The sequence below is a fragment of the Comamonas thiooxydans genome (assembly GCF_002157685.2).
In the GTDB taxonomy this organism is placed as follows: Bacteria; Pseudomonadota; Gammaproteobacteria; order Burkholderiales; family Burkholderiaceae_C; genus Comamonas; species Comamonas testosteroni_H.
Window position 1 is genome coordinate 1,225,459 of record NZ_AP026738.1, and the last position, 21,936, is coordinate 1,247,394.

The 21,936-nt window shown below is 59.9% G+C and carries 22 protein-coding genes; 19 read left to right on the top strand and 3 right to left on the bottom strand.

Features of this window, described 5'->3' with window-relative positions; genetic code table 11:
- Positions 1-4: 4 nt before the first annotated feature.
- From CTR2_RS05565 to CTR2_RS05630, 14 genes are read left to right on the top strand one after another with little or no spacing between them, the layout of a single operon-like run.
- Positions 5-616: an NADH-quinone oxidoreductase subunit C gene (locus CTR2_RS05565; protein WP_003057831.1), complete on the top strand. Its 612-nt coding sequence runs from the start codon at positions 5-7 to the stop codon at positions 614-616.
- Between the two features lie 29 nt (positions 617-645).
- On the top strand, positions 646-1,899 hold the full coding sequence (locus CTR2_RS05570) for an NADH-quinone oxidoreductase subunit D (RefSeq protein WP_003057830.1): 1,254 nt from the start codon (positions 646-648) through the stop codon (positions 1,897-1,899).
- Positions 1,896-2,387: an NADH-quinone oxidoreductase subunit NuoE gene (gene nuoE, locus CTR2_RS05575; RefSeq protein WP_003057829.1), complete on the top strand. Its 492-nt coding sequence runs from the start codon at positions 1,896-1,898 to the stop codon at positions 2,385-2,387. The genes CTR2_RS05570 and nuoE overlap by 4 nt, the downstream gene beginning before the upstream one ends.
- Positions 2,384-3,748 (top strand): NADH-quinone oxidoreductase subunit NuoF, encoded by a 1,365-nt coding sequence (gene nuoF, locus CTR2_RS05580; protein WP_003057828.1) that lies wholly within the window; start codon positions 2,384-2,386, stop codon positions 3,746-3,748. Before nuoE ends, nuoF begins: the two co-directional genes overlap by 4 nt.
- Positions 3,749-3,771: 23 nt before the next feature.
- Entirely contained in the window at positions 3,772-5,889 is a 2,118-nt protein-coding gene (gene nuoG, locus CTR2_RS05585) for an NADH-quinone oxidoreductase subunit NuoG (protein ID WP_087084766.1), read from the top strand.
- Positions 5,886-6,962 (top strand): NADH-quinone oxidoreductase subunit NuoH, encoded by a 1,077-nt coding sequence (gene nuoH / locus CTR2_RS05590; RefSeq protein ID WP_003057825.1) that lies wholly within the window; start codon positions 5,886-5,888, stop codon positions 6,960-6,962. Before nuoG ends, nuoH begins: the two co-directional genes overlap by 4 nt.
- A gap of 11 nt (positions 6,963-6,973) precedes the next feature.
- Positions 6,974-7,483 (top strand): NADH-quinone oxidoreductase subunit NuoI, encoded by a 510-nt coding sequence (nuoI, locus tag CTR2_RS05595; protein WP_003057824.1) that lies wholly within the window; start codon positions 6,974-6,976, stop codon positions 7,481-7,483.
- Positions 7,484-7,517: 34 nt separating this feature from the next.
- Positions 7,518-8,198: an NADH-quinone oxidoreductase subunit J gene (locus CTR2_RS05600; protein ID WP_003076492.1), complete on the top strand. Its 681-nt coding sequence runs from the start codon at positions 7,518-7,520 to the stop codon at positions 8,196-8,198.
- Positions 8,195-8,503, top strand: coding sequence for an NADH-quinone oxidoreductase subunit NuoK (nuoK, locus tag CTR2_RS05605; RefSeq protein ID WP_003057821.1), 309 nt, complete (start codon positions 8,195-8,197; stop codon positions 8,501-8,503). Before CTR2_RS05600 ends, nuoK begins: the two co-directional genes overlap by 4 nt.
- 30 nt (positions 8,504-8,533) lie before the next feature.
- The gene (gene nuoL, locus CTR2_RS05610) at positions 8,534-10,570 is read left to right on the top strand and encodes an NADH-quinone oxidoreductase subunit L (protein ID WP_176391735.1); all 2,037 of its coding nucleotides are present in this window, start codon (positions 8,534-8,536) and stop codon (positions 10,568-10,570) included.
- A 16-nt stretch (positions 10,571-10,586) separates the two neighbouring features.
- Positions 10,587-12,062, top strand: a complete 1,476-nt coding sequence (locus tag CTR2_RS05615; protein WP_003064396.1) for an NADH-quinone oxidoreductase subunit M — start codon at positions 10,587-10,589, stop codon at positions 12,060-12,062.
- Positions 12,063-12,086: 24 nt separating this feature from the next.
- Positions 12,087-13,580, top strand: coding sequence for an NADH-quinone oxidoreductase subunit NuoN (gene nuoN, locus CTR2_RS05620; RefSeq protein ID WP_087084764.1), 1,494 nt, complete (start codon positions 12,087-12,089; stop codon positions 13,578-13,580).
- A 56-nt stretch (positions 13,581-13,636) separates the two neighbouring features.
- Positions 13,637-13,942, top strand: a complete 306-nt coding sequence (locus tag CTR2_RS05625; protein WP_003076486.1) for a DUF2818 family protein — start codon at positions 13,637-13,639, stop codon at positions 13,940-13,942.
- 8 nt (positions 13,943-13,950) lie between these two features.
- The gene (locus tag CTR2_RS05630) at positions 13,951-14,463 is read left to right on the top strand and encodes a DUF1178 family protein (protein ID WP_087084763.1); all 513 of its coding nucleotides are present in this window, start codon (positions 13,951-13,953) and stop codon (positions 14,461-14,463) included.
- A 33-nt stretch (positions 14,464-14,496) separates the two neighbouring features.
- Here the strand turns inward: CTR2_RS05630 and CTR2_RS05635 are convergent, their stop codons facing one another.
- The 3 genes from CTR2_RS05635 to CTR2_RS05645 are packed head-to-tail and all read right to left on the bottom strand — an operon-like array spanning position 14,497 to position 16,214.
- A complete protein-coding gene (locus CTR2_RS05635) occupies positions 14,497-15,285 on the bottom strand; it encodes an anti-sigma factor family protein (RefSeq protein ID WP_087085229.1) in 789 nt (262 codons plus the stop codon).
- Positions 15,286-15,296: 11 nt separating this feature from the next.
- Positions 15,297-15,824, bottom strand: a complete 528-nt coding sequence (locus tag CTR2_RS05640) for an RNA polymerase sigma factor (protein WP_087084762.1) — start codon at positions 15,822-15,824, stop codon at positions 15,297-15,299.
- Positions 15,825-16,214, bottom strand: coding sequence for a COG4315 family predicted lipoprotein (locus CTR2_RS05645; protein WP_087084761.1), 390 nt, complete (start codon positions 16,212-16,214; stop codon positions 15,825-15,827).
- A gap of 718 nt (positions 16,215-16,932) precedes the next feature.
- Between CTR2_RS05645 and CTR2_RS05650 the strand changes: the two genes are divergently transcribed.
- The 5 genes from CTR2_RS05650 to CTR2_RS05670 all read left to right on the top strand — a co-directional run bounded on the left by CTR2_RS05650 (position 16,933) and on the right by CTR2_RS05670 (position 21,729).
- On the top strand, positions 16,933-17,703 hold the full coding sequence (locus CTR2_RS05650) for an ABC transporter ATP-binding protein (RefSeq protein WP_003057809.1): 771 nt from the start codon (positions 16,933-16,935) through the stop codon (positions 17,701-17,703).
- A 116-nt stretch (positions 17,704-17,819) separates the two neighbouring features.
- Positions 17,820-18,539 (top strand): ABC transporter ATP-binding protein, encoded by a 720-nt coding sequence (locus CTR2_RS05655; RefSeq protein ID WP_087084760.1) that lies wholly within the window; start codon positions 17,820-17,822, stop codon positions 18,537-18,539.
- A 55-nt stretch (positions 18,540-18,594) separates the two neighbouring features.
- The gene (locus CTR2_RS05660) at positions 18,595-19,791 is read left to right on the top strand and encodes an ABC transporter substrate-binding protein (protein WP_003076472.1); all 1,197 of its coding nucleotides are present in this window, start codon (positions 18,595-18,597) and stop codon (positions 19,789-19,791) included.
- A 48-nt stretch (positions 19,792-19,839) separates the two neighbouring features.
- A complete protein-coding gene (locus CTR2_RS05665) occupies positions 19,840-20,724 on the top strand; it encodes a branched-chain amino acid ABC transporter permease (protein WP_003057801.1) in 885 nt (294 codons plus the stop codon).
- Positions 20,725-20,736: 12 nt separating this feature from the next.
- The gene (locus CTR2_RS05670) at positions 20,737-21,729 is read left to right on the top strand and encodes a branched-chain amino acid ABC transporter permease (RefSeq protein ID WP_087084759.1); all 993 of its coding nucleotides are present in this window, start codon (positions 20,737-20,739) and stop codon (positions 21,727-21,729) included.
- Positions 21,730-21,936 lie beyond the last annotated feature (207 nt).

The following is a 21,936-nucleotide window of genomic DNA, read 5'->3' on the forward strand; positions in this document are numbered from 1 at the left end:
TGAGATGACTGCAATTGCTATTCACCCCGAAAAGCTTCGGGATGTGGTTACGGCTGCCTTGGGTGACAAGGTGCGCTCTGTCACTCTGGCCTACGGCGAAGTGACGGTGGAAGTGTCTGCCGGCCAGTATCTGGACGTGATGCAGATCCTGCGCAACGCTCCGGACTGCCAGTTCGAGATGCTGCTGGACCTGTGCGGCGTGGACTACTCCACTTATGCGGAAGTCGGCAAGGACGGTCCGCGTTTTGCCGTGGTGTCCCATCTGATGTCCCTGACGCTGAACCAGCGTCTGCGTGTGCGCGTGTACTGTGCCGATGACGATTTCCCCGTGGTGGCTTCGATCAATCCGATCTGGAACTCGGCCAACTGGTTCGAGCGCGAAGCCTTCGATCTGTTCGGCATCGTGTTCGAAGGTCACGAAGACCTGCGCCGAATCCTGACTGACTATGGCTTCATCGGCCATCCGTTCCGCAAGGATTTCCCCCTGTCCGGTCACGTGGAAATGCGCTACGACGCCGAACAGCAACGTGTGGTGTACCAGCCCGTCACGATCGAGCCGCGCGAAATCACGCCGCGCATCATTCGTGAAGAAAACTATGGCGGAGGCCTGCACTAAAGGCGCGCGTCGCCTTTTGACGGAAGACCATGGCTGAAATCAAGAACTATTCCCTGAACTTTGGTCCGCAGCACCCGGCAGCGCACGGTGTGCTGCGTCTGGTGTTGGAGCTCGATGGCGAAGTGGTGCAGCGCGCCGACCCGCACATCGGTCTGCTGCACCGCGCGACCGAAAAGCTGGCCGAAAGCAAGACCTATATCCAGTCGCTGCCCTATATGGACCGCCTGGATTACTGCTCGATGATGAGCAACGAGCATGCTTACTGCCTGGCCATCGAAAAGCTGATGGGCATCGAAGTGCCCATCCGCGCCCAGTACATCCGTGTGATGTTCTCGGAAATCACCCGCATCATGAATCACCTGATGTGGCTGGGTTCCTCGGGCAACGATGCCGGCAGCTCGACCATCCTGATCTACAGCTTCCGCGAGCGTGAAGCGCTGATGGACATGTACGAAGCGGTGTCGGGTGCACGCATGCACGCGGCCTACTTCCGTCCTGGTGGCGTGTACCGCGATCTGCCGGACAGCATGCCCCAGTACAAGGCCAGCAAGGTGCGCAATGTGCGCTCCATGGAGGCCATGAACGAAGACCGCAAGGGTTCGATGCTGGACTTCATCGACGCTTTCACGCAGCGCTTCCCCAAGTGCGCGGACGAGTACGAAACCCTGCTGACCGACAACCGTATCTGGAAGCAGCGTAACGTCGGCATCGGTGTGGTGTCTGCAGAGCGTGCCATCAATCTGGGCCTGACCGGTCCCATGCTGCGTGCCTCGGGCCTGCCCTGGGACATGCGCAAGACCCAGCCCTACGAGGTCTACGACAAGCTGGACTTCGATATTCCGGTGGGTGCCACGGGCGACTGCTACGACCGCTATCTGGTTCGCATGGCCGAGATGCGCGAGTCCAACAAGATCATCAAGCAATGCGTGGACTGGCTGCGTGTCAATCCCGGCCCGGTGATCACGGACAATCACAAGGTTGCGCCCGCAAGCCGTGAAGCCATGAAGTCCAACATGGAAGAGCTGATTCACCACTTCAAGCTCTTTACCGAAGGCTTCAAGGTTCCCGAAGGCGAGGCTTATGCTTCCGTCGAGCATCCCAAGGGTGAGTTCGGCATTTATTTGATCAGCGATGGTGCCAACAAGCCCTATCGACTGAAGATTCGTCCACCAGGATTTGCGCACATGGCTGCTCTCGATGAACTGAGCCGTGGCCATATGCTGGCTGACGCCGTGATGGTGCTCAGTACCCTGGACATCGTGTTTGGAGACGTTGACCGATGATTACCGAAGCGACCAGAGAACGCTTTGCGCGTGAGGTGGCAAAGTATCCGGCTGACCAGAAACAGTCTGCCGTCATGGCTTGCCTGTCTATCGTGCAGCAGGAGCAGGGCTGGGTCAGCCAGGAAAGCGAGGCAGTGATTGCCGAAGTCCTGGGCATGGCCGAGATTGCGGTGCACGAAGTCACCACTTTCTACAACATGTACAACCAGCAACCCGTTGGCAAGTACAAGCTCAATGTCTGCACCAATCTGCCATGCCAGCTGCGCGACGGCTACAAGGCCTTGCACCACCTGGAGCACAAGCTGGGCATCAAGATGGGCGAGACCACCAAGGATGGCCTGTTCACGCTGCAGCAGTCCGAGTGCCTGGGCGCCTGCGCCGATTCGCCCGTGATGCTGGTCAACGACCGTTGCATGTGCAGCTTCATGAGCAATGAAAAGCTCGACGAGCTGGTCGACGGCCTGCGCGCAGCGGAGGGCAAGGCATGAGCACGATTCTGAACAATCCTGCCGCCAATGCCGTGCTGGCCAAGTTCGCATCGACCGGCAATGAAACCTGCTTCCACGATCGTCACATCAACCCTCAGATCTATGCAGATCTGAACGGCAGCAACTGGTCCATCAAGGACTATGAAGCACGCGGTGGCTATCAGGCCCTGCGCAAGCTGCTGGGCAAGGATGGCGGCGAAGGTCTGACACAAGATCAGGTCATCGCGACGCTCAAGGAATCCGGCCTGCGCGGCCGTGGCGGTGCAGGCTTCCCCACGGGGCTGAAGTGGAGCTTCATGCCCCGCCAGTTCCCCGGTCAGAAGCATCTGGTCTGCAACTCGGACGAGGGTGAGCCCGGTACCTGCAAGGACCGCGACATCCTGATGTTCAACCCGCACATCGTGATCGAAGGCATGATCATTGCCGCTTTCGCGATGGGCATCAGCATCGGCTACAACTACATCCACGGCGAAATCTTCGAAGTCTATGATCGCTTCGAAGCAGCCCTGGAAGAAGCCCGCGCGGCCGGCTATCTGGGTGACAACATCCTGGGCAGCAGCTTCAGCTTCCAGCTGCATGCCCACCATGGCTTTGGCGCCTATATCTGCGGCGAGGAAACCGCGCTGCTGGAATCGCTGGAAGGCAAGAAGGGCCAGCCTCGCTTCAAGCCGCCATTCCCCGCCAGCTTCGGTCTGTACGGCAAGCCCACGACCATCAACAACACCGAGACTTTCGCAGCCGTTCCTTGGATCATCCGCAACGGTGGCCAGGCCTATCTGGAATGCGGCAAGCCCAATAACGGCGGCACCAAGATCTTCTCGGTCAGCGGCGACGTGAACCTGCCTGGCAACTACGAAGTTCCCATGGGCACGCCTTTCAGCAAGCTGCTGGAACTGGCGGGCGGTGTGCGCACCGGTCGCAAGCTCAAGGCCGTGATCCCCGGCGGCTCTTCGTCGCCCGTGCTGCCTGCCGACATCATCATGGACTGCACGATGGACTATGACTCCATCTCCAAGGCCGGTTCCATGCTGGGTTCGGGTGCAGTGATCGTGATGGATGATTCGCGCGACATGGTCGAGTGCCTGCTGCGTCTGTCGTACTTCTATTCGCACGAGTCCTGCGGCCAGTGCACGCCCTGCCGTGAAGGTACGGGCTGGCTGTGGCGCGTGGTGAACCGTATTCAGCACGGCGAAGGCCGTCCGGAAGATATCGAGCTGTTGGACTCGGTATCCGTGAACATCATGGGCCGCACCATCTGTGCGCTCGGCGACGCGGCAGCCATGCCGGTTCGCGCCATGATCAAGCACTTCCGCCACGAGTTCGAAGCGAAGATCCAGAACGCTTCCAAACAGGCTGCATGAGCGCCTGATCGCGAGACAAGCATATGGTTGAAATTGAACTGGACGGAAAAAAGGTCGAGGTGACTGAAGGCAGCATGGTCATGCATGCAGCCGAGAAGGCCGGCACCTATATTCCTCACTTCTGCTACCACAAGAAGCTATCCATTGCGGCCAACTGCCGCATGTGCCTTGTGGATGTGGAAAAGGCTCCCAAGCCCATGCCCGCCTGCGCCACGCCAGTGACGCAAGGCATGATCGTGCGCACCAAGAGCGAGAAGGCCATCAAGGCACAACAGTCGGTGATGGAGTTTCTGCTCATCAATCACCCGCTGGACTGCCCCATCTGCGACCAGGGCGGCGAATGCCAGCTCCAGGATCTGGCAGTGGGTTATGGCAGCAGCTCTTCGCGCTACGAAGAAGAAAAGCGCGTGGTGTTCCACAAGAACGTGGGGCCGCTGATTTCCATGGAGGAAATGAGCCGCTGCATTCACTGCACCCGTTGCGTGCGCTTTGGCCAGGAAGTGGCCGGCGTCATGGAGCTGGGCATGATTCACCGCGGCGAGCATTCCGAGATCACCACCGTGGTGGGCGATAGCGTGGACTCCGAGCTGTCGGGCAATATGATCGACATCTGCCCCGTGGGCGCGTTGACCAGCAAGCCCTTCCGCTACAGCGCCCGTACCTGGGAACTGTCGCGCCGCAAGTCGGTGGCTCCGCACGACTCCACAGGCGCCAACCTGATCGTTCAGGTCAAGAACCACAAGGTCATGCGCGTTGTGCCCTTCGAGAACGAAGAAGTCAACGAATGCTGGATTGCTGACCGCGACCGCTTCTCCTATGAAGCGCTGAACAGCGACGAACGCCTCACCAAGCCCATGCTCAAGCAGGGTGGCGAGTGGAAGGAAGTCGACTGGCAGACCGCTCTCGAATATGTGGCCAACGGCCTGCAGCAGATCAAGAGCAACCATGGCGCCAGTGCCATCGGCGCTCTGGTCAGCCCTCACAGCACGGTGGAAGAGCTGTTCCTGGCCGGCAAGCTGGTGCGCGGCATCGGTAGCGAGAACATCGACTACCGTCTGCGCAATGCCGAGTTCGCTGCCACGCAAGGCGTGCAGTGGCTGGGTCTGCCCATCGCTGCATTGAGCAATCTGCAGTCGGCTCTGATCGTGGGCTCCAACCTGCGCAAGGACCATCCGCTGTTCGCACAGCGCATTCGCCAGGCTGCCAAGAAGGGCTGCAAGGTCTTCGCCATCAATGATCGCGTCCATGACTGGGCCTTGCTCGTCAACGCCTCGGTGGTTGCTGCCGGCGACTGGGCTCAGGCTCTGGCCGATGTGGCTGCTGCCGTGGCCGAAGCCAAGGGTGTCTCGGCACCCGTGGCCGGTCAGGCCCATGATGAAGCCAAGGCGATTGCCGCTGCATTGCTGGCCGGCGAGCAAAAGGCTGTGCTGCTGGGCAATGCCGCAGCGCACCATGCTCAGGCTTCTGCACTGCTGGCTCTGGCCAGCTGGGTTGCCGAGCAGACTGGCGCTGCCGTGGGCTATCTGACCGAAGCTGCCAACACCGTGGGCGCGCAATGGGTCAAGGCCATGCCTGCTGGCAACGGTCTGAATGCGGCTCAGATGATTGACGGTGGCCTGAAGGCTGCCATCTTGCTGAACAACGAGCCCGAGTTCGACAGCGCTGCCGGCAAGGCAGCCATCGCCGGTCTGAACAAGGCCGAGATGGTGGTGACACTGAGCCCCTTCAAGGCCAATCTGGAATTCAGCGATGTGCTGCTGCCCATTGCTCCGTTCACGGAAACCTCGGGCAGCTTCGTCAACGCCGAAGGCCGTCTGCAGAGCTTCCACGCCGTGGTCAAGCCTCTGGCCGACACACGTCCCGCATGGAAGGTGCTGCGCGTGCTGGCCAACCTGATGGGTGTGCCGGGCATTGACTATGAGACGTCGCAGGACGTGCTGGCTGCGGCCACCGGCAGCGCTGCCCAAGTGCCTGCCAATGTGCTGAGCAACGCGGCCCAGGCCGTGAGCGCAGTGCCCGCCGGCAATGTGACTGCACCTGCAGTCGCCAGCATTTACCAGCTCGACAGCATCGTGCGCCGCGCTACGTCGCTGCAATTGACGGCTGACGCTCGTCAGGTTCGTGAGGGAGGCGCCGCATGATCGACGCATTGAAAGCCTGGGGTGCGGGCCTGTCCGCTGCTCCTTTCTGGACCGATGTGGCCTGGCCCGTCATCTGGATTCTGCTCGGCATCGTGGCCATCGTGGCTCCCCTGATGGGTGCCGTGGCCTACCTCACATTGTGGGAACGCAAGCTGCTGGGTTTCATGCAAATCCGTCTGGGCCCCAACCGCGTGGGTCCGTCGGGTCTGCTGCAGCCTCTGGCTGACGGCCTGAAGCTGCTGACCAAGGAACTGATTCAGCCCACGGCAGCTGCCAAGGGCCTGTTCTATGTGGGCCCCGTCATGGCCATCATGCCGGCCCTGGCGGCCTGGGTGGTGATTCCCTTCGCTCCCGATGTGGCTCTGGCCAACGTGAACGCGGGCCTGCTGCTGCTGATGGCCATCACTTCCATCGAAGTCTATGGCGTGATCATTGCGGGCTGGGCTTCCAACTCCAAGTACGCCTTCCTGGGCGCGCTGCGTGCCTCGGCTCAGATGGTGAGCTACGAAATCGCGCTGGGCTTCTGTTTCCTGGTGGTCATCATGGTCACGGGCAGCATGAATCTCTCGGCCATCGTGATGAGCCAGGGTCAAGGCCAGTTCGCATCCATGGGCATGAGCATCCTGTCCTGGAACTGGCTGCCTCTGCTGCCCATCTTCATCGTCTACCTGATCTCGGTCGTTGCCGAAACCAACCGTCACCCGTTTGACGTGGTCGAAGGCGAAGCCGAAATCGTGGCAGGTCACATGGTCGAGTACTCGGGCATGGGCTTTGCGGTCTTCTTCCTGGCCGAATACGCGAGCATGTGGCTGGTCTCCATCCTGGCCGTGATCATGTTCCTGGGCGGCTGGTTGCCTCCGTTCGACTTCCTGGGTTTCATCCCCGGTTGGATCTGGCTGGCGATCAAGACCTTCCTGGTGGTGTCGTGCTTCATCTGGATTCGCGCTACCTTCCCGCGCTTCCGTTATGACCAGATCATGCGTCTGGGTTGGAAGATCTTCATTCCCGTCACCTTGGTGTGGCTGGTGGTTGTGGGTGCTTGGCTGTACTCGCCCTGGAACATCTGGAAATAAGCGGAGTACGTATGTCTGCAGTAGCTGCAACACCTTTCTCCTTCAAGGATTTCCTCAAGAGCTTCATGCTCTGGGAACTGGCCAAGGGCATGGCCCTCACTGGCCGCTACACCTTCCGTCGCAAGATCACGGTGCAGTTCCCTGAGGAAAAAACACCTCAGTCGCCACGCTTCCGTGGTCTGCACGCCCTGCGCCGTTACGAAAACGGCGAAGAGCGCTGCATTGCCTGCAAGCTTTGCGAAGCCGTGTGCCCTGCCATGGCCATCACCATCGAGTCCGATGTGCGTGACGACGGCTCGCGCCGTACCACGCGCTATGACATCGATCTGACCAAGTGCATCTTCTGCGGCTTCTGCGAAGAAAGCTGCCCGGTGGACTCCATCGTGGAGACGCACATCTTCGAATACCACGGCGAAAAGCGCGGTGATCTCTACTTCACCAAGGACATGCTCCTGGCAGTGGGTGACCGTTATGAAGCCGAGATCGCTGCCAACAAGGCAGCAGATGCCAAGTACCGCTGAAGCGGCTCCTTGATCACTTGAAAAGATTCGATCCATGGACGCCAAAACTGGTTTTTTCTATCTGTTCTCGGTCGTGCTGCTGTTTGCAGCCTTCCGGGTTGTCACGGCTCGCAACCCTGTGCACGCCGTGCTCAATCTGATTCTGGCCTTCTCGCAAGCTGCTGCCATCTGGCTGCTGCTCAAGGCTGAATTCCTCGGCATCGCTCTGGTGCTGGTCTATCTGGGCGCTGTGATGGTGCTGTTCCTGTTCGTGGTGATGATGCTCGATATCCGTATCGACTCCATGCGCCGCGGCTTCTGGAAGCATTTCCCGTTTGCAGCCCTGATCGGTGTGCTGATCGCCTTTGAAATGGGCATGGTGCTGATGGGCGGTTTCGGCGACGTCGAAGACGCCAAGGCTGTTGGTGCGACCATGGTCAATGCAGCCGGCCAGACCGTTCCTTACTCGAACACACAGGCTCTGGGCAAGCTGCTGTACACGGAATACCTGTATCCCGTGGAAATTGCGGCCGTGATCCTGCTGGTGGCCATGATTGCCGCAATTGCCCTGACGCTGCGCAAGCGCAAGGACAGCAAGGCCATGAACCCTGCGGATCAAATTCGTGTACGCGCCTCTGACCGCATCAAGCTGGTCAAGGTCGACAGCACCAAGCCTGCACAAAAACCTGACGCTGAAGCCGCGGCTGCAGCGCCTGCTGTGGAGACAAAAGCATGACGCTGACTTTGGGCCACTTCCTGACGCTGGGTGCCATGCTGTTTGCACTCTCCGTGGTTGGCATCTTTCTGAACCGCAAGAACCTGATCGTCTTGCTCATGGCCATCGAGCTGATGCTGTTGGCCGTGAACATGAACTTTGTCGCGTTTTCCAGCTATCTGGGCGACATGCACGGCCAGGTGTTCGTATTTTTCATCCTGACAGTGGCTGCTGCTGAATCGGCCATCGGTCTGGCGATCTTGGTGCTGCTGTTCCGTAACAAGACAAGCATCGATGCGGAAGATCTCAACGCCCTCAAGGGTTGAGTCCGCCGTAACTTGCAAGGTTCTCAAGAAATGAGTCAAACCCTTTCTGCATCCATGCTGCTTGCGGTGCCGTTGGCACCGCTGGTCGGCTCCGCACTCGCGGGTATCTGGGGCACGGCCTTTGGCGGCAACAAGATTGGTCGCACTGGCAGCAGTTCCCTGACGATTCTGAGCGTGCTCCTGGCCTTCGTCCTGTCGGCCCTCACGTTCAAGGCTGTCGTGTTCGACGGCGCAAAGTTCAACGAAACCATCTACACCTGGATGGTTGTCGGTGGCCTGAAGATGGAAGTCGGTTTCCTGATCGACTCCATCACGGCCATGATGATGTGCGTGGTGACCTTTGTGTCGCTGATGGTTCACATCTACACCATGGGCTACATGGAAGAGGATGACGGCTACAACCGTTTCTTCTCCTATATCTCGTTGTTCACCTTCTCCATGTTGATGCTCGTGATGAGCAACAACCTGCTGCAGCTGTTCTTCGGCTGGGAAGCCGTGGGTCTGGTGTCCTATCTGCTGATCGGCTTCTACTACAAGAAGCCCACGGCCATCTTCGCGAACCTGAAGGCCTTTCTGGTCAACCGCGTGGGTGACTTCGGCTTCATTCTGGGTATCGGCCTGATTGCTGCCTACACCGGCACGCTGAACTACTCTGAAATCTTCGCCAAGCTGCCAGAGATCCAGAACACCCAGCTGCCCGGTACGGGCTGGCTGCTGGTGACTGTGACTGCCATCTGCCTGTTCATCGGCGCGATGGGCAAGTCGGCCCAGTTCCCGCTGCACGCCTGGCTGCCGGACTCCATGGAAGGCCCCACGCCTATCTCCGCGCTGATTCACGCGGCGACCATGGTGACGGCCGGCATCTTCATGGTGTCGCGCATGTCTCCTCTGTATGAACTGTCGGATGTTGCGCTGAACTTCATCCTGGTGATCGGCTCCATCACAGCGCTGTTCATGGGTATCCTGGGCATCATCCAGAACGACATCAAGCGCGTGATTGCGTACTCCACGCTGTCCCAGCTGGGCTATATGACCATCGCTCTGGGTGTGTCGGCCTACTCGGTGTCCGTGTTCCACCTGATGACCCACGCCTTCTTCAAGGCGCTGCTGTTCCTCGGTGCCGGCTCCGTCATCATGGGCATGCACCACAATCAGGACATCCGCTGGATGGGCGGCGTGCGCAAGTACATGCCCATCACCTGGATCACCTTCCTGCTGGGTAACCTCGCACTGATCGGCACGCCGTTCTTCTCGGGCTTCTACTCCAAGGATGCCATCATCGAGGCGGTTCACGCTTCCAACCTGCCTGCTGCCGGCTTTGCCAATTTTGCAGTGCTGGCTGGTGTGTTCATCACGGCTTTCTACTCCTTCCGCCTGTACTTCATCGTCTTCCACGGCAAGGAGCGCTACGACCAGAACCCCGATGCCCACCATGATGACCACCACGGTCATGACGACCACGGCCATGGCCACGATGCCAAGCCCCACGAGTCGCCTCTGGTGGTGACCGGTCCCCTGGTGCTGCTGGCCATTCCTTCGGTGGTGATCGGTGCGATTGCGCTGATGCCCATGCTGTTTGGCGACTTCTTCAAGGACGTGATCCATGTCGATGGCGCAAAGCACGGCGCCATGGCCGAACTGGCCGAGAAGATCCACGGCTGGGTGCCCATGGCACTGCACGGCTTCACGGCTGCACCGTTCTGGCTGGCTCTGGCCGGTGTGGTGGTGTCCTATGTGTTCTACATGGTCAAGCCCGAGATTCCTGCCGCCATCATGGCTTTCTCCAAGAAGATTGGTCTCTACCAGGTTCTGGAAGGCAAGTACGGCGTGGACTGGGTGTACGAGAACATCTTCGCCCGCGGCTCCCGTGCCTTCGGTACCTTCTTCTGGAAGGCCGGCGATCAGGCCATCATTGATGGCGCCATCGTGAACGGCTCCTGGAAGCTCATGGCCAAGTTCGGTCAGTGGGTGCGCGGCCTGCAAACAGGCTATCTCTATCACTACGCGTTGGTCATGCTGCTGGGTATCGTTGCCCTCATGACGTACTTCGTGTGGCTCAACAAGTAGTAGGGGAAGAACAAAAATGGGTTTGTTGAGTCTTTCTATCTGGGTGCCGATTGCTTTTGGCGCCCTCCTGCTGGCCTTCAGCAAAGAAGGGCAGGCCAACGCGGTGCGCTGGCTGGCACTGATCGGTGCGCTGATCGGTTTTGCGGTGACCATTCCTCTGGTCACCGGCTTTGACACCACGACTGCCAATATGCAGTTTGTGGAGAACGCGCTCTGGATCGAGCGCTTCAACATCCACTACCACCTGGGCGTGGATGGCATCTCCATGTGGTTTGTGCCGCTGACGGCCTTCATCACCGTCATCGTGGTGATCGCCTCCTGGACCAACATCACCGAGCGCGTCAACCAGTACATGGCCGCTTTCCTGATCCTGTCGGGTCTGATGATCGGTGTGTTCGCGTCTCTGGACGGCATGCTGTTCTATGTGTTCTTTGAAGCGACTCTGATCCCGATGTATCTGATCATCGGTATCTGGGGTGGTCCGAACAAGATCTACGCAGCCTTCAAGTTCTTCCTGTACACCTTGATGGGCTCGCTGCTCACGCTGGTCGCTCTGATCTATCTGTACACCCAGTCGGGCGGCAGCTTCGAGATCCTGGACTGGCACAAGCTGCCCCTGTCCGGCACCGCACAGACGCTGATCTTCTTCGCCTTCTTCGCCGCTTTTGCGGTGAAGGTGCCCATGTTCCCGGTCCACACCTGGCTGCCCGACGTTCACGTTGAAGCCCCTACCGGCGGTTCCGCCGTGCTGGCCGCCATCATGCTGAAGCTGGGTGCCTATGGCTTCCTGCGCTTCTCTCTGCCCATTGCTCCCGATGCGGCGCATGAGTGGTCGGGCCTGATGATCACGCTGTCGCTGATTGCCGTGATCTATGTGGGTGTGGTGGCTCTGGTGCAAAAGGACATGAAGAAGCTGGTGGCTTATTCGTCCGTGGCGCACATGGGCTTTGTGACCCTGGGCTTCTTCATGTTCAACAACCTGGGCATCTCCGGTGGCCTGGTGCAGATGATTGCCCACGGTTTCGTGTCCGGCGCGATGTTCCTGTGCATCGGCGTGCTGTATGACCGCGTTCACTCGCGCGAAATCGCCGCTTACGGCGGTGTGGTCAACACCATGCCCAAGTTCGCTGCCTTTGCCCTGCTGTTCGCCATGGCCAACTGCGGTCTGCCCGCAACCGCCGGTTTTGTCGGCGAGTGGATGGTGATCCTGGGTGCCGTGCAATACAACTTCTGGATTGGTCTGGGCGCTGCAACCGCTCTGATCTTCGGCGCTGCCTACACCCTGTGGATGTACAAGCGCGTGTACCTGGGTGCCGTGGCCAACGACCATGTGGCTGAACTCAAGGACATCAACTGCCGCGAATTCCTGGTGCTGGGTCTGCTGGCCGCGGCCGTGCTGGTCATGGGTCTGTATCCCAAGCCCTTCACCGATGTGATGGATGTGTCTGTGGCAGAGCTCATCAAGCATGTGGCTGTGAGCAAGCTCAACTGACCAGACTGAAACGAGAGACACGAGATGATTGACAACATCAGCTGGCTGGCGATCTACCCGGAGATCACTCTCCTGGTCATGGCCTGCGTCATTGCCTTGGTGGACCTGGGCGTCAATAGCGCCCGTCGCACCGGCACCTATGTTCTGACCATGCTCACCCTGCTTGTCGTGGCGGTGATGCAAGGCATGTACGCCGCGAGCGGCAATACCTTCTACGGCTGGGGCAACATGGTTGTCTCGGACGCCATGGGCAACTGGCTCAAGTGCTTTGCCACTATCGCCGTGATGATCACCATGGTCTACGGCCGCCCTTATGCGGCCGAGCGCGACATGCTGCGCGGCGGTGAGTTCTTCACACTGTCCATGCTGGCGCTGCTGGGCATGTTCATCATGATCAGCGGCAACAACTTCCTGGTCCTGTATCTGGGCCTGGAGCTGCTGACACTGTCCAGCTATGCGCTGGTGGCTCTGCGCCGCGACCACACCGTGTCCGTCGAAGCCGCCATGAAGTACTTCGTTCTGGGTGCCATGGCTTCCGGTTTCCTGCTGTACGGCATGTCCATGCTCTACGGCGCCACCGGTTCGCTGGATATCGGACAGGTCTTCAAGGCCATCAATTCCGGTGAAATCAAGCACCAGGTGCTGGTCTTCGGTCTGGTCTTCGTGGTCGCCGGTCTGGCCTTCAAGCTGGGTGTGGTTCCCTTCCACATGTGGGTGCCCGACGTTTACCAGGGTGCACCTACCGCCATCACCGCCCTGATCGGTGGCGCGCCCAAGCTGGCTGCCTTTGCCATGACCATCCGCCTGCTGGTGGACGGCCTGCTGCCGCTGGCCATCGACTGGCAGCAGATGCTGATGGTGCTGGCCGTCTGCTCGCTGCTCATCGGCAACCTGGCCGGTCTGCAGCAGACCAGCCTCAAGCGCATGCTGGCTTACTCGACGATTTCCCAGATGGGCTTTGTGCTGCTGGGTCTGATGTCGGGTGTGGTGGACGGCAAGGTTGATCCTGCCACCGTCGAAAACGCCTACAGCTCGGCGATGTTCTACATCGTGACCTATGTGCTGACCGCCCTGGCTTCCTTCGGCGTGATCCTGCTGCTGGCCCGCGAAGGCTTTGAAAGCGAAGAGATCGCCGATCTGGCCGGCCTGAACCAGCGCAGCCCGCTGTACGCCGGCGTGATGGCGATCTGCCTGTTCTCCATGGCCGGTATTCCTCCGCTGGTCGGCTTCTACGCCAAGCTGTCCGTGCTGCAGGCACTGGTCGCTTCGGGCAGCAGCCTGTACATCGGTCTGGCAGTGTTCGCCGTGATCATGTCGCTGATCGGCGCCTTCTATTACCTGCGCGTGGTCAAGGTCATGTACTTTGATGCTCCAATCACTGCTACCAGCGTGTCTGCCCCTCTGGATGTGCGCGTTGTGCTGACTATCAACGGTGCGCTGGTTCTGCTGCTGGGTATCCTGCCCGGCGGTCTGATGGCCTTGTGCGCTGACGCCGTTGTGCGTGCCCTGGCTTCCTGATAAGACGAACGTGATGAGGGCTTGATGCCCTCATCGCTTTTTCTAGGAATGGCTTTGTGTCTATAACCGCCTCTATCTGGCTCATCATCTTGGCTGCCCTTGTGGCAGCCAATTTGCCTTTTATCAACCAGCGTCTGGGCATCATCGGCCCCGTCATGGCCGGTCGCAAGCCGCTGTGGGTGCGCCTGCTGGAAATGATTGCCCTGTACCTGCTGGTGGGCGGCCTGGGCTTGCTGCTGGAACGTCGCGCCGGTCAGATATCTCCCCAAGGCTGGGAGTTCTATGCCATTACTGCTACGCTGTTTTTGACGCTGGCATTTCCCGGCTTCGTTTATCGCTATCTGGTTCACCGCAAGGGTTGAGTGGCGCCATGAAAGTGCTTGATCTTCACTGCCCTGCAGGCCATGTCTTTGAAGGCTGGTTTGCCTCGGAAGATGATTTTCAGAATCAGCTGCAGCGCAAGCTGGTGGAATGTCCTGTTTGCGGCGACAGTGATGTGACCAAGCGCTTGAGTGCTCCCCGTCTCAATCTCGGTGCACAGCCGCCCAAAGCTGCCCAGACTGCAAAACCGGCTCCTGCCGCAGCGCCGGAGCTTTCCGTCGCCGTACCCGAGATCAGCGCCGAGGCGCGGGCACATCTCCAGTCCATGCAAGCGGCCTGGATGCAGTGGTCGCGCCAGGTTGCACAGAATACCGAGGACGTCGGCAAAAAATTCGCCGAAGAGGCGCGTCGGATTCACTACGGTGAAACCGAGGAACGCGCCATTCGCGGTCAGACCAGTGCCCGGGAGGCCATGGAGCTGCTGGAAGAGGGCATTGGCGTTCTGCCCCTGGCCCTGCCCGAGTCGGCCAGCGGTGAAGGCGGCAGCGGCAGCCTGCAATAGGACAACCCCGCTTCCGGTCAGCGCCCTGCGGCTTCAGTTCAGCTGCTGATAGACCGCGTTGGCCAGAGCCTGCAGGCGCTCGCGCGGCAGGGAGGCACTCAAGGCATAGCCTTGCCGGCCATCTATCCAGTAAAAGCCATGGCTTGCGCCGTCACTGCTCCACTGAAACGAGGCGGGGGCAGAAGCGGTTGCCGTCTTGGGATCGAGAACCGAGACATACAGGGTGACGCGCTGGCCGGCCTGATCCTCGTACATGAACTGGGCGCGGGCCTGGCCGGTCTCCCCGGGCAGCAGCCGCCCGCCCATGAGATGAAAGCCCTGGGCTTCCAGCACCGGCGGCTTGAGCGCAACGCCCAGCCGCTTGGACAGCCATTGCACCAGATGCGCCTGCTGCTGTGCCGCGACCTCGACGGGGTGGCGCTGCTCGGGCACATAGACGGCATGGGCAGCTGCTGCCTCGCGGACAAAGCCCGGCAACTGCACGGTCGTGTCGGCCGGCAGCGAGCCGGATTTTTGCTGGCCTGCTCCATAGCCAAGTCCCAGGCCCACGCTGAGCATGATGCCTGCGGCCAGCGCATGTTGCCAGCGCCACTGCAGCGCCGGCTTTTGCAGGGGGCGGAGGAGCTGGGGCGGGACCGGCTCTTCGAGCAATTGCGCATGCAGAGCCTGAAGGCACGCGTTCTGGGCCTGAATGGCGGCCATGCGCGCTGCTTCTTCGGGGTGTTCGGCCAGCCATTGCGCGACGCTCGCAGCGGCATCGGGCTGCAACTCTCCATCCACCCAGGCATGCAGCGTGGTTTCATCGGGGCGCTGGGGTGTCATTGCACTTTCCTTCATTTGACAGCCCTCAACACGGTTGTCGCGGGTCTTTCTCCTTCCATGAGGCGCCTGAGCTGCTCGCGGGCGCGCGAGAGGCGCGACATCACCGTTCCCACGGGAACGCCCAGCATCTGCGCGGCTTCGCCATAGCTGAACTGCTCCATGCCGATCAGCAGCAGCACCTCGCGTGCCTGCGGCGTGAGATGGGACAGGGCCCGTTCCAGATCCAGCTGCAGCGCCAGTCTGGGCATGGGGTCATGGGGCGTGTCCTGGGCCTCGTCAAGCGCCACCATGCGATGCCGCGAGGACTGCTGCCACTGATTGGCGTAGAGGTTGTGCATCAAGGTCAGCAGCCAGCTGAGCAAGGCCTTTTGCACCTGCTCGGCCGAGGCGGCGGCCGGCGGCTGCCACATGGCCCACTTCTGGCAGGCGCGCTCCAGGGTGTCCTGCACCAGATCATCTGCCAGCGCAGCATCGCCCGCCAGCGCACGCGCATAGCGGCGCAGGCGGGGAATATGGACCAGGGCGGCGTCGACCTTCACTCAAGGCTTGGCGACATGCCAGCTATTGTTGAGAAAGCCGTCACCCGTCATGTCGCCGGGCTTGGCATCCTTGGCCCAGTGATAGAGGGGGCGGCCCTTGTAAGCCCATTGCTTGCTGCCGTCGTCGCGCATCACCACGCTCCAGTCGCCGATCGGCGCCGCATTCGCGGGGGCCATCAAAGGTGGCCAGTTGGTGGCGCAGCCGCCGTTGCAGACGCTTTTGCCGGAGCCTGCGGCATCCTTGTCAAAGACGTAGAGCGTCATCTGGGTCGGTCCGACCAGCACGCCGTTGAGGGTGGTGGCAGGGGATTTTGCCGAAGTGACCGAGCCGGTCGAGCAGGCTGCCAACAGGGCGGCGGAAGCTAGCGTCAGAGAAGCGATGCGAAACATAAGGTCTCTCCTTGTGGTTGACCTGCAGTAAACAGTTCTGCAAGGGGTTTTATTCCATGCGTTTTCAGGCAGGAACTCAAGAGCAGCGCGACAGGTCTTGCAGACATGGTCTCAGGCATCGATTGCTGAATAATTTGATAGCTGTTATCGCTGGCTAAGTATTTGCTTCAGGGATAGAGGAACGTGAAACTCATATGAGAAAAGCGGAAGCAGCTTTTAAATTAATAGCGATATGGCTGCTCTTTGTCGCCCTTGGTTTTTAAGGGCGACAAATGGCAAGCATATTTGCGAGCATTGGGCTAGTAACCCGGTTACTCCAGTGGGAATTGAGCGACTCAGGGTTTACGGCATCAGGGCCAATCTGGGGAGCGCTGTGCGATGAGGGGGCATTTCGCCCAGTCTTATTAATATTGATAGCGCAATATATATAAGACATAAGCTTTCCTAGGGATTCTGAAGTGGATGCTGATATTCCTGGGGATGCCGCTGTCTCTGGCTCGACTTGCAGTTGCGATGAGTTTGAAGTTTGTAATTACTTCTCTTGTTGCCATTTGTTTTATGGAGGATTAGGGAAAGCATAAGTCCGACGGCTTTTCATTCCTAGGAGTTTCCCGCTGCGGCACTGCAGCATGAAAGACCAAGATGCCGCTCAGGCAGAGGAAGCACGTCAAGGTGCTGCCCTCTTTGTTTTGCAGCATTCAGGACTGACGGCCAGCGCATGAGCGACCTTATTCTCGAAACCAGGCAACTCACCAAAGAGTTCAAAGGCTTTACCGCGGTCAGCAAGGTGGATCTGGCCGTGCAGCGTGGCTCCATTCACGCGCTGATCGGGCCCAATGGCGCGGGCAAGACCACTTGCTTCAATCTGCTGACCAAGTTTCTGGAGCCCACTTCCGGGAGCATCCAGTTCAACGGGGCGGACATTACCCGCGAGGCGCCGGCACAGATTGCGCGACGCGGCGTGATTCGCTCGTTTCAGATTTCAGCCGTCTTTCCGCACTGCACCCTGCTGGAGAACGTGCGAATCGGCCTGCAGCGCAAGCTGGGCACGGCCTACCAGTTCTGGACCAGCGAAAAGACGCTCAATCAGCTCAACGACCGCGCTATGGAGTTGCTGACCGAAGTCGGGCTGCAGGACCTGGCCGACGAAGTGACCGTAAACCTGCCCTATGGACGCAAGCGCGCCCTGGAAATTGCGACCACGCTGGCCATGGAGCCCGAGCTGATGCTGCTGGACGAACCCACACAGGGCATGGGCCATGAAGACGTGGACCGCGTGACCCAGCTCATCAAGAAGGTTTCTGCCGGCCGCACCATCCTGATGGTGGAGCACAACATGAAGGTGATTGCCACCATCGCCGATCGCATCACCGTGCTGCAGCGCGGCGCCGTTCTGGCCGAAGGGCGCTACGAAGAGGTTTCGCGCAATCCGCAGGTGATGGAAGCCTATATGGGGACCACGGACGGACAGCTTCAGGGGGCGCATTGAATGTTCCCCCTATGCCGCTCACGCGGCTTCCCCCTGAGGGGGACGGCAGCTTCGCCGCAGGGCGGCCTTTGCTTGCTGCCTCTGGCTTTTGCGCATGCTTGATTTGAGTGATACGAATGAATAAGACAAGTACTCCGGCGCTGGAAATTTCGGGACTCAATGCCTGGTATGGCGAATCCCATGTGCTGCATGGCATGGATCTGGTGGTCAATCCCGGCGAGGTGGTGACCTTGCTGGGCCGCAATGGCGCGGGGCGCACTTCGACGCTGCGCGCCATCATGGGGCTGACCGGGTCGCGCAAGGGCTCGATCAGGATCAATGGCGTGGAAACCATTCACATGCCCACGCACAAGATCGCCCACCTGGGCGTGGGCTACTGCCCCGAGGAGCGCGGCATTTTCTCCAGCCTGTCCTGTGAAGAGAACCTGATGCTGCCGCCGCCGCTCAAGACCAGCGAGCCGGGGATGAGCATCGACGAGATCTATCAGATGTTCCCCAATCTCTATGAGCGCAGGAACAGCCAGGGCACGCGCCTTTCGGGCGGCGAGCAGCAGATGCTGGCCGTGGCGCGGATCCTGCGCACGGGCGCGCGCCTGCTGCTGCTTGATGAAATTTCCGAAGGCCTGGCCCCCGTCATCGTCCAGACCCTGGCTCGCATGATCACCACGCTGCGCGAAAAGGGCTACACCGTGGTGATGGTGGAGCAGAACTTCCGCTTTGCCGCGCCGCTGGCCGACCGCTTCTATGTGGTCGAGCACGGCCATGTTGCCCTGCGCTTCGGAGCCAGCGAACTGGACGAGAAGATGTCCGTGCTCAATGAGCTGCTGGGCGTCTGAGCCTTCAAGCACTTCCCATTCGTTCACAACAAAGACCCAACCCGTGGAGATAAAGATGAAAGCAAAACTGAGCGTTCTCTCGTGCATGCTGGCCGTGGCCGGTCTGTCCAGCCCCCTGGCCCAGGCCCAGGAAAAGGTGAAGATCGGTTTCGTCACCGATATGTCCAGCCTGTACGCCGACGTGGAGGGCAAGAACGGTGCCGTCGCCATGCAGATGGCGATCGACGACTTCGGCGGCAAGGCCCTGGGCCAGCCCATCGAGCTGGTCAGCGCAGACCATCAGAACAAGGCCGACATCGCCGCCTCCAAGGTGCGCGAATGGATTGATACGCAGGGCATCTCCATGGTCTTCAGCGGCACCAATTCCGGCACGGCACTGGCGGTTTCCCAGATCGCCAACGAGAAAAAGCGCGTTCACTTCAACAGCGGCGCGGGTTCCTCCGCGCTGACCAACGAGCAGTGCAACCCCTATACCGTGCACTACGCCTACGACACCGTGGCCCTGGCCAAGGGAACGGGCGGCGCGGTGGTGGATCGCGGCGGCAAGGACTGGTTCTTCCTGACGGCCGACTATGCATTCGGCCAGGCGCTGGAAGCCGACACCACCAAGGTCATCAACGCCAAGGGCGGCAAGGTGCTGGGCTCGGTCAAGCACCCGCTCAATGCCTCGGACTTCTCGTCCTTCCTGCTGCAGGCGCAAAGCTCCAAGGCCCATATCCTGGGTCTGGCCAATGCGGGCGGCGACACCATCAATGCCATCAAGGCCGCCAAGGAGTTCGGCATCAACAAGACCATGAAGACCGCCGGTCTGCTGGTCTTTCTGACCGACATCCACAGCCTGGGCCTGAAGAACACCGAAGGCCTGCTGCACACCACCAGCTGGTACTGGGACATGAACGATGAGTCGCGCAAGTTCGCCAACAAGTTCTTTGCCAAGACCAAGCGCATGCCTACCGATGTGCAGGCCGCCGACTACTCGGCTGTGATGAACTACCTGAAGGCCGTGGAAGCGGTGAAGACCACCAATGCGGACAAGGTGATGGCCCACCTCAAGAGCACGCCCATCAACGACTTCTACGGCAAGGGCGTGATCCGTCCCGACGGCACGTTTGCCCACGATATGTATCTGGTCGAAGCCAAGAAGCCCAGCGAATCCACCAAACCCTGGGACTACCTCAAGGTGCTGACCAAGTTGCCTGCCGATACGGTCTGGACCACCAAGGCCGAAACCAAGTGCGCGCTCTGGAAGTAATAGCGCTACCGGTTTGATGCAGACCTCACCCTCACCAGCGTATCTCTCATGGAAATCTTCGGCGTTTCATTGCCCGGCCTGATGAGCCAGCTCCTTCTGGGGCTGGTCAACGGTTCGTTCTACGCAATTCTGAGTCTGGGCCTGGCCGTGATCTTCGGCTTGCTCAATGTCATCAACTTTGCGCATGGCGCCCTGTTCATGCTGGGGGCCATGTGCACCTGGATGGCCATGAGCTATTTCGGCATCAACTACTGGGTGATGCTGATCCTGTCGCCGGTGCTGGTGGGGATTCTGGGGGTGTTGATCGAGCGCTTTCTGCTGCGCTGGATCTACAAGCTCGATCATCTCTACGGCCTGCTGCTGACGCTGGGGTTGTCGCTGCTGATCGAGGGGGTGTTCCGCTCCGTCTACGGCGTCTCGGGCCTGGGCTATGACACGCCAGAGCTGCTTGAAGGCGCGACCAATCTGGGCTTCATGATCCTGCCCAATTACCGTGCCTGGGTGGTCGTGGCTTCCATCGTGGTGTGTGTGGCCACCTGGTTTGTGATCGAGAAGACGCGCATCGGCGCCTATCTGCGTGCCGGCACCGAAAACCCGCGCCTGGTCGAGGCATTCGGCGTCAACGTGCCCGTGATGATCACGCTGACCTATGCCTTCGGTGCCGCACTGGCGGCCTTTGCCGGCGTGCTGGCAGCTCCCGTCTACCAGGTCACGCCGCTGATGGGGCAGAACCTCATCATCGTGGTGTTTGCCGTGGTGGTGATCGGCGGCATGGGCTCCATCATGGGCTCCATCCTCACCGGTCTGGCGCTGGGTGTCATCGAAGGGCTGACCAAGGTTTTCTGGCCTGAGGCATCGTCCACCGTCGTGTTTTTCATCATGGTCATTGTTTTGCTGATTCGCCCCGCTGGCTTGTTCGGTAAAGAAAAATAAGAGGGGCACGACATGAAATCCAAGACGCTTGTTCAACGCATTGCCCCCGTGGGCTACGGCCTGCTGCTGCTGGGCCTGATCGTCGCGCCCTTCCTCGGTGCCTATCCCGTTTTTGTCATGAAGCTGATGTGCTTTGCACTGTTTGCTTCAGCCTTCAATCTCTTGCTGGGCTATACGGGCCTGCTGTCCTTTGGTCATGCGGCTTTTCTGGGCGGCGCGGCCTATGTGGCGGGCTACAGCATCAAGGCCTGGGGCTTCACGCCCGAGATCGGCATGCTGCTGGGCACGCTGGTCGGCGCTCTGCTGGGCCTGATCTTCGGCTGGCTGGCCATTCGCCGCCAGGGCATTTATTTCTCCATGATCACGCTGGCGCTGGCGCAGATGCTGTTCTTTGTGGCACTGCAGGCCAAGTTCACCGGCGGCGAAGACGGCCTGCAGGGTGTGCCGCGCGGCAAGCTGTTCGGCGTGATCGATCTGAGCAGCGACCTGGTCATGTACTACGTGGCGCTGATCATCGTGGCGGCGGCCTTTCTGCTCATCGTGCGCACCATCCACTCGCCGTTCGGGCAGGTGCTCAAGGCCATCAAGGAGAACGAGCCCCGTGCCATCTCGCTGGGCTATGACGTCAACCGCTTCAAGCTGCTGGCCTTTGTCATCTCTGCGGCCCTGACGGGTCTGGCCGGTTCCCTCAAGACCCTGGTGCTTGGCTTTGCCACCTTGTCCGATGTGCACTGGACCACCTCCGGGCATGTGATTCTGATGACACTGATGGGTGGTCTGGGAACCCTCTCCGGTCCCTTGCTGGGTTCGGCCGTCGTCGTGGCACTGGAAAACAAGATCGGCGAGTTCGGTACCTTTCTTGCGCACACCACGGGAGTGGAATGGTTTGGCACGCTGGGCGAGTCCGTCACCATCGTCACCGGCCTGATCTTCGTGCTCTGCGTGCTGCTGTTCCGCAAGGGCATCATGGGCGAGCTGATCGCCTGGCTGCAGCGCCGCAAATAAGGCGCTTCACTCTCCCTACCAAGGCCGCATCTGCGGCCTTTTTTATTGCCATGAATCAGATCATGGGGAGAAATTTTCAGAGATTTCTGAAATTGCTGGTACACGTTTGCAAGCGATGGACTTTATTTCTCATAACAATGGACTTTTTTTCTCATCCAAAAAATGCCTAGCCGTCACCGGAGGCCGGTGCGCGCGCGGGCTCATACA

What these genes read in the sequence shown, in the direction of transcription:
- CTR2_RS05655 (WP_087084760.1), top strand. Translation starts at nt 17,820, where the DNA reads ATGAATAAGACAAGTACTCCGGCGCTGGAAATTTCGGGACTCAATGCC.
- CTR2_RS05670 (WP_087084759.1), top strand. Translation starts at nt 20,737, where the DNA reads ATGAAATCCAAGACGCTTGTTCAACGCATTGCCCCCGTGGGCTACGGC.
- CTR2_RS05665 (WP_003057801.1), top strand. Translation starts at nt 19,840, where the DNA reads ATGGAAATCTTCGGCGTTTCATTGCCCGGCCTGATGAGCCAGCTCCTT.
- CTR2_RS05645 (WP_087084761.1), bottom strand. Translation starts at nt 16,214, where the DNA reads ATGTTTCGCATCGCTTCTCTGACGCTAGCTTCCGCCGCCCTGTTGGCA.
- nuoI (WP_003057824.1), top strand. Translation starts at nt 6,974, where the DNA reads ATGTCTGCAGTAGCTGCAACACCTTTCTCCTTCAAGGATTTCCTCAAG.
- CTR2_RS05565 (WP_003057831.1), top strand. Translation starts at nt 5, where the DNA reads ATGACTGCAATTGCTATTCACCCCGAAAAGCTTCGGGATGTGGTTACG.
- CTR2_RS05600 (WP_003076492.1), top strand. Translation starts at nt 7,518, where the DNA reads ATGGACGCCAAAACTGGTTTTTTCTATCTGTTCTCGGTCGTGCTGCTG.
- nuoK (WP_003057821.1), top strand. Translation starts at nt 8,195, where the DNA reads ATGACGCTGACTTTGGGCCACTTCCTGACGCTGGGTGCCATGCTGTTT.
- nuoG (WP_087084766.1), top strand. Translation starts at nt 3,772, where the DNA reads ATGGTTGAAATTGAACTGGACGGAAAAAAGGTCGAGGTGACTGAAGGC.
- nuoH (WP_003057825.1), top strand. Translation starts at nt 5,886, where the DNA reads ATGATCGACGCATTGAAAGCCTGGGGTGCGGGCCTGTCCGCTGCTCCT.
- CTR2_RS05650 (WP_003057809.1), top strand. Translation starts at nt 16,933, where the DNA reads ATGAGCGACCTTATTCTCGAAACCAGGCAACTCACCAAAGAGTTCAAA.
- CTR2_RS05660 (WP_003076472.1), top strand. Translation starts at nt 18,595, where the DNA reads ATGAAAGCAAAACTGAGCGTTCTCTCGTGCATGCTGGCCGTGGCCGGT.
- nuoF (WP_003057828.1), top strand. Translation starts at nt 2,384, where the DNA reads ATGAGCACGATTCTGAACAATCCTGCCGCCAATGCCGTGCTGGCCAAG.
- CTR2_RS05635 (WP_087085229.1), bottom strand. Translation starts at nt 15,285, where the DNA reads ATGACACCCCAGCGCCCCGATGAAACCACGCTGCATGCCTGGGTGGAT.
- nuoL (WP_176391735.1), top strand. Translation starts at nt 8,534, where the DNA reads ATGAGTCAAACCCTTTCTGCATCCATGCTGCTTGCGGTGCCGTTGGCA.
- nuoN (WP_087084764.1), top strand. Translation starts at nt 12,087, where the DNA reads ATGATTGACAACATCAGCTGGCTGGCGATCTACCCGGAGATCACTCTC.
- CTR2_RS05570 (WP_003057830.1), top strand. Translation starts at nt 646, where the DNA reads ATGGCTGAAATCAAGAACTATTCCCTGAACTTTGGTCCGCAGCACCCG.
- nuoE (WP_003057829.1), top strand. Translation starts at nt 1,896, where the DNA reads ATGATTACCGAAGCGACCAGAGAACGCTTTGCGCGTGAGGTGGCAAAG.
- CTR2_RS05615 (WP_003064396.1), top strand. Translation starts at nt 10,587, where the DNA reads ATGGGTTTGTTGAGTCTTTCTATCTGGGTGCCGATTGCTTTTGGCGCC.
- CTR2_RS05630 (WP_087084763.1), top strand. Translation starts at nt 13,951, where the DNA reads ATGAAAGTGCTTGATCTTCACTGCCCTGCAGGCCATGTCTTTGAAGGC.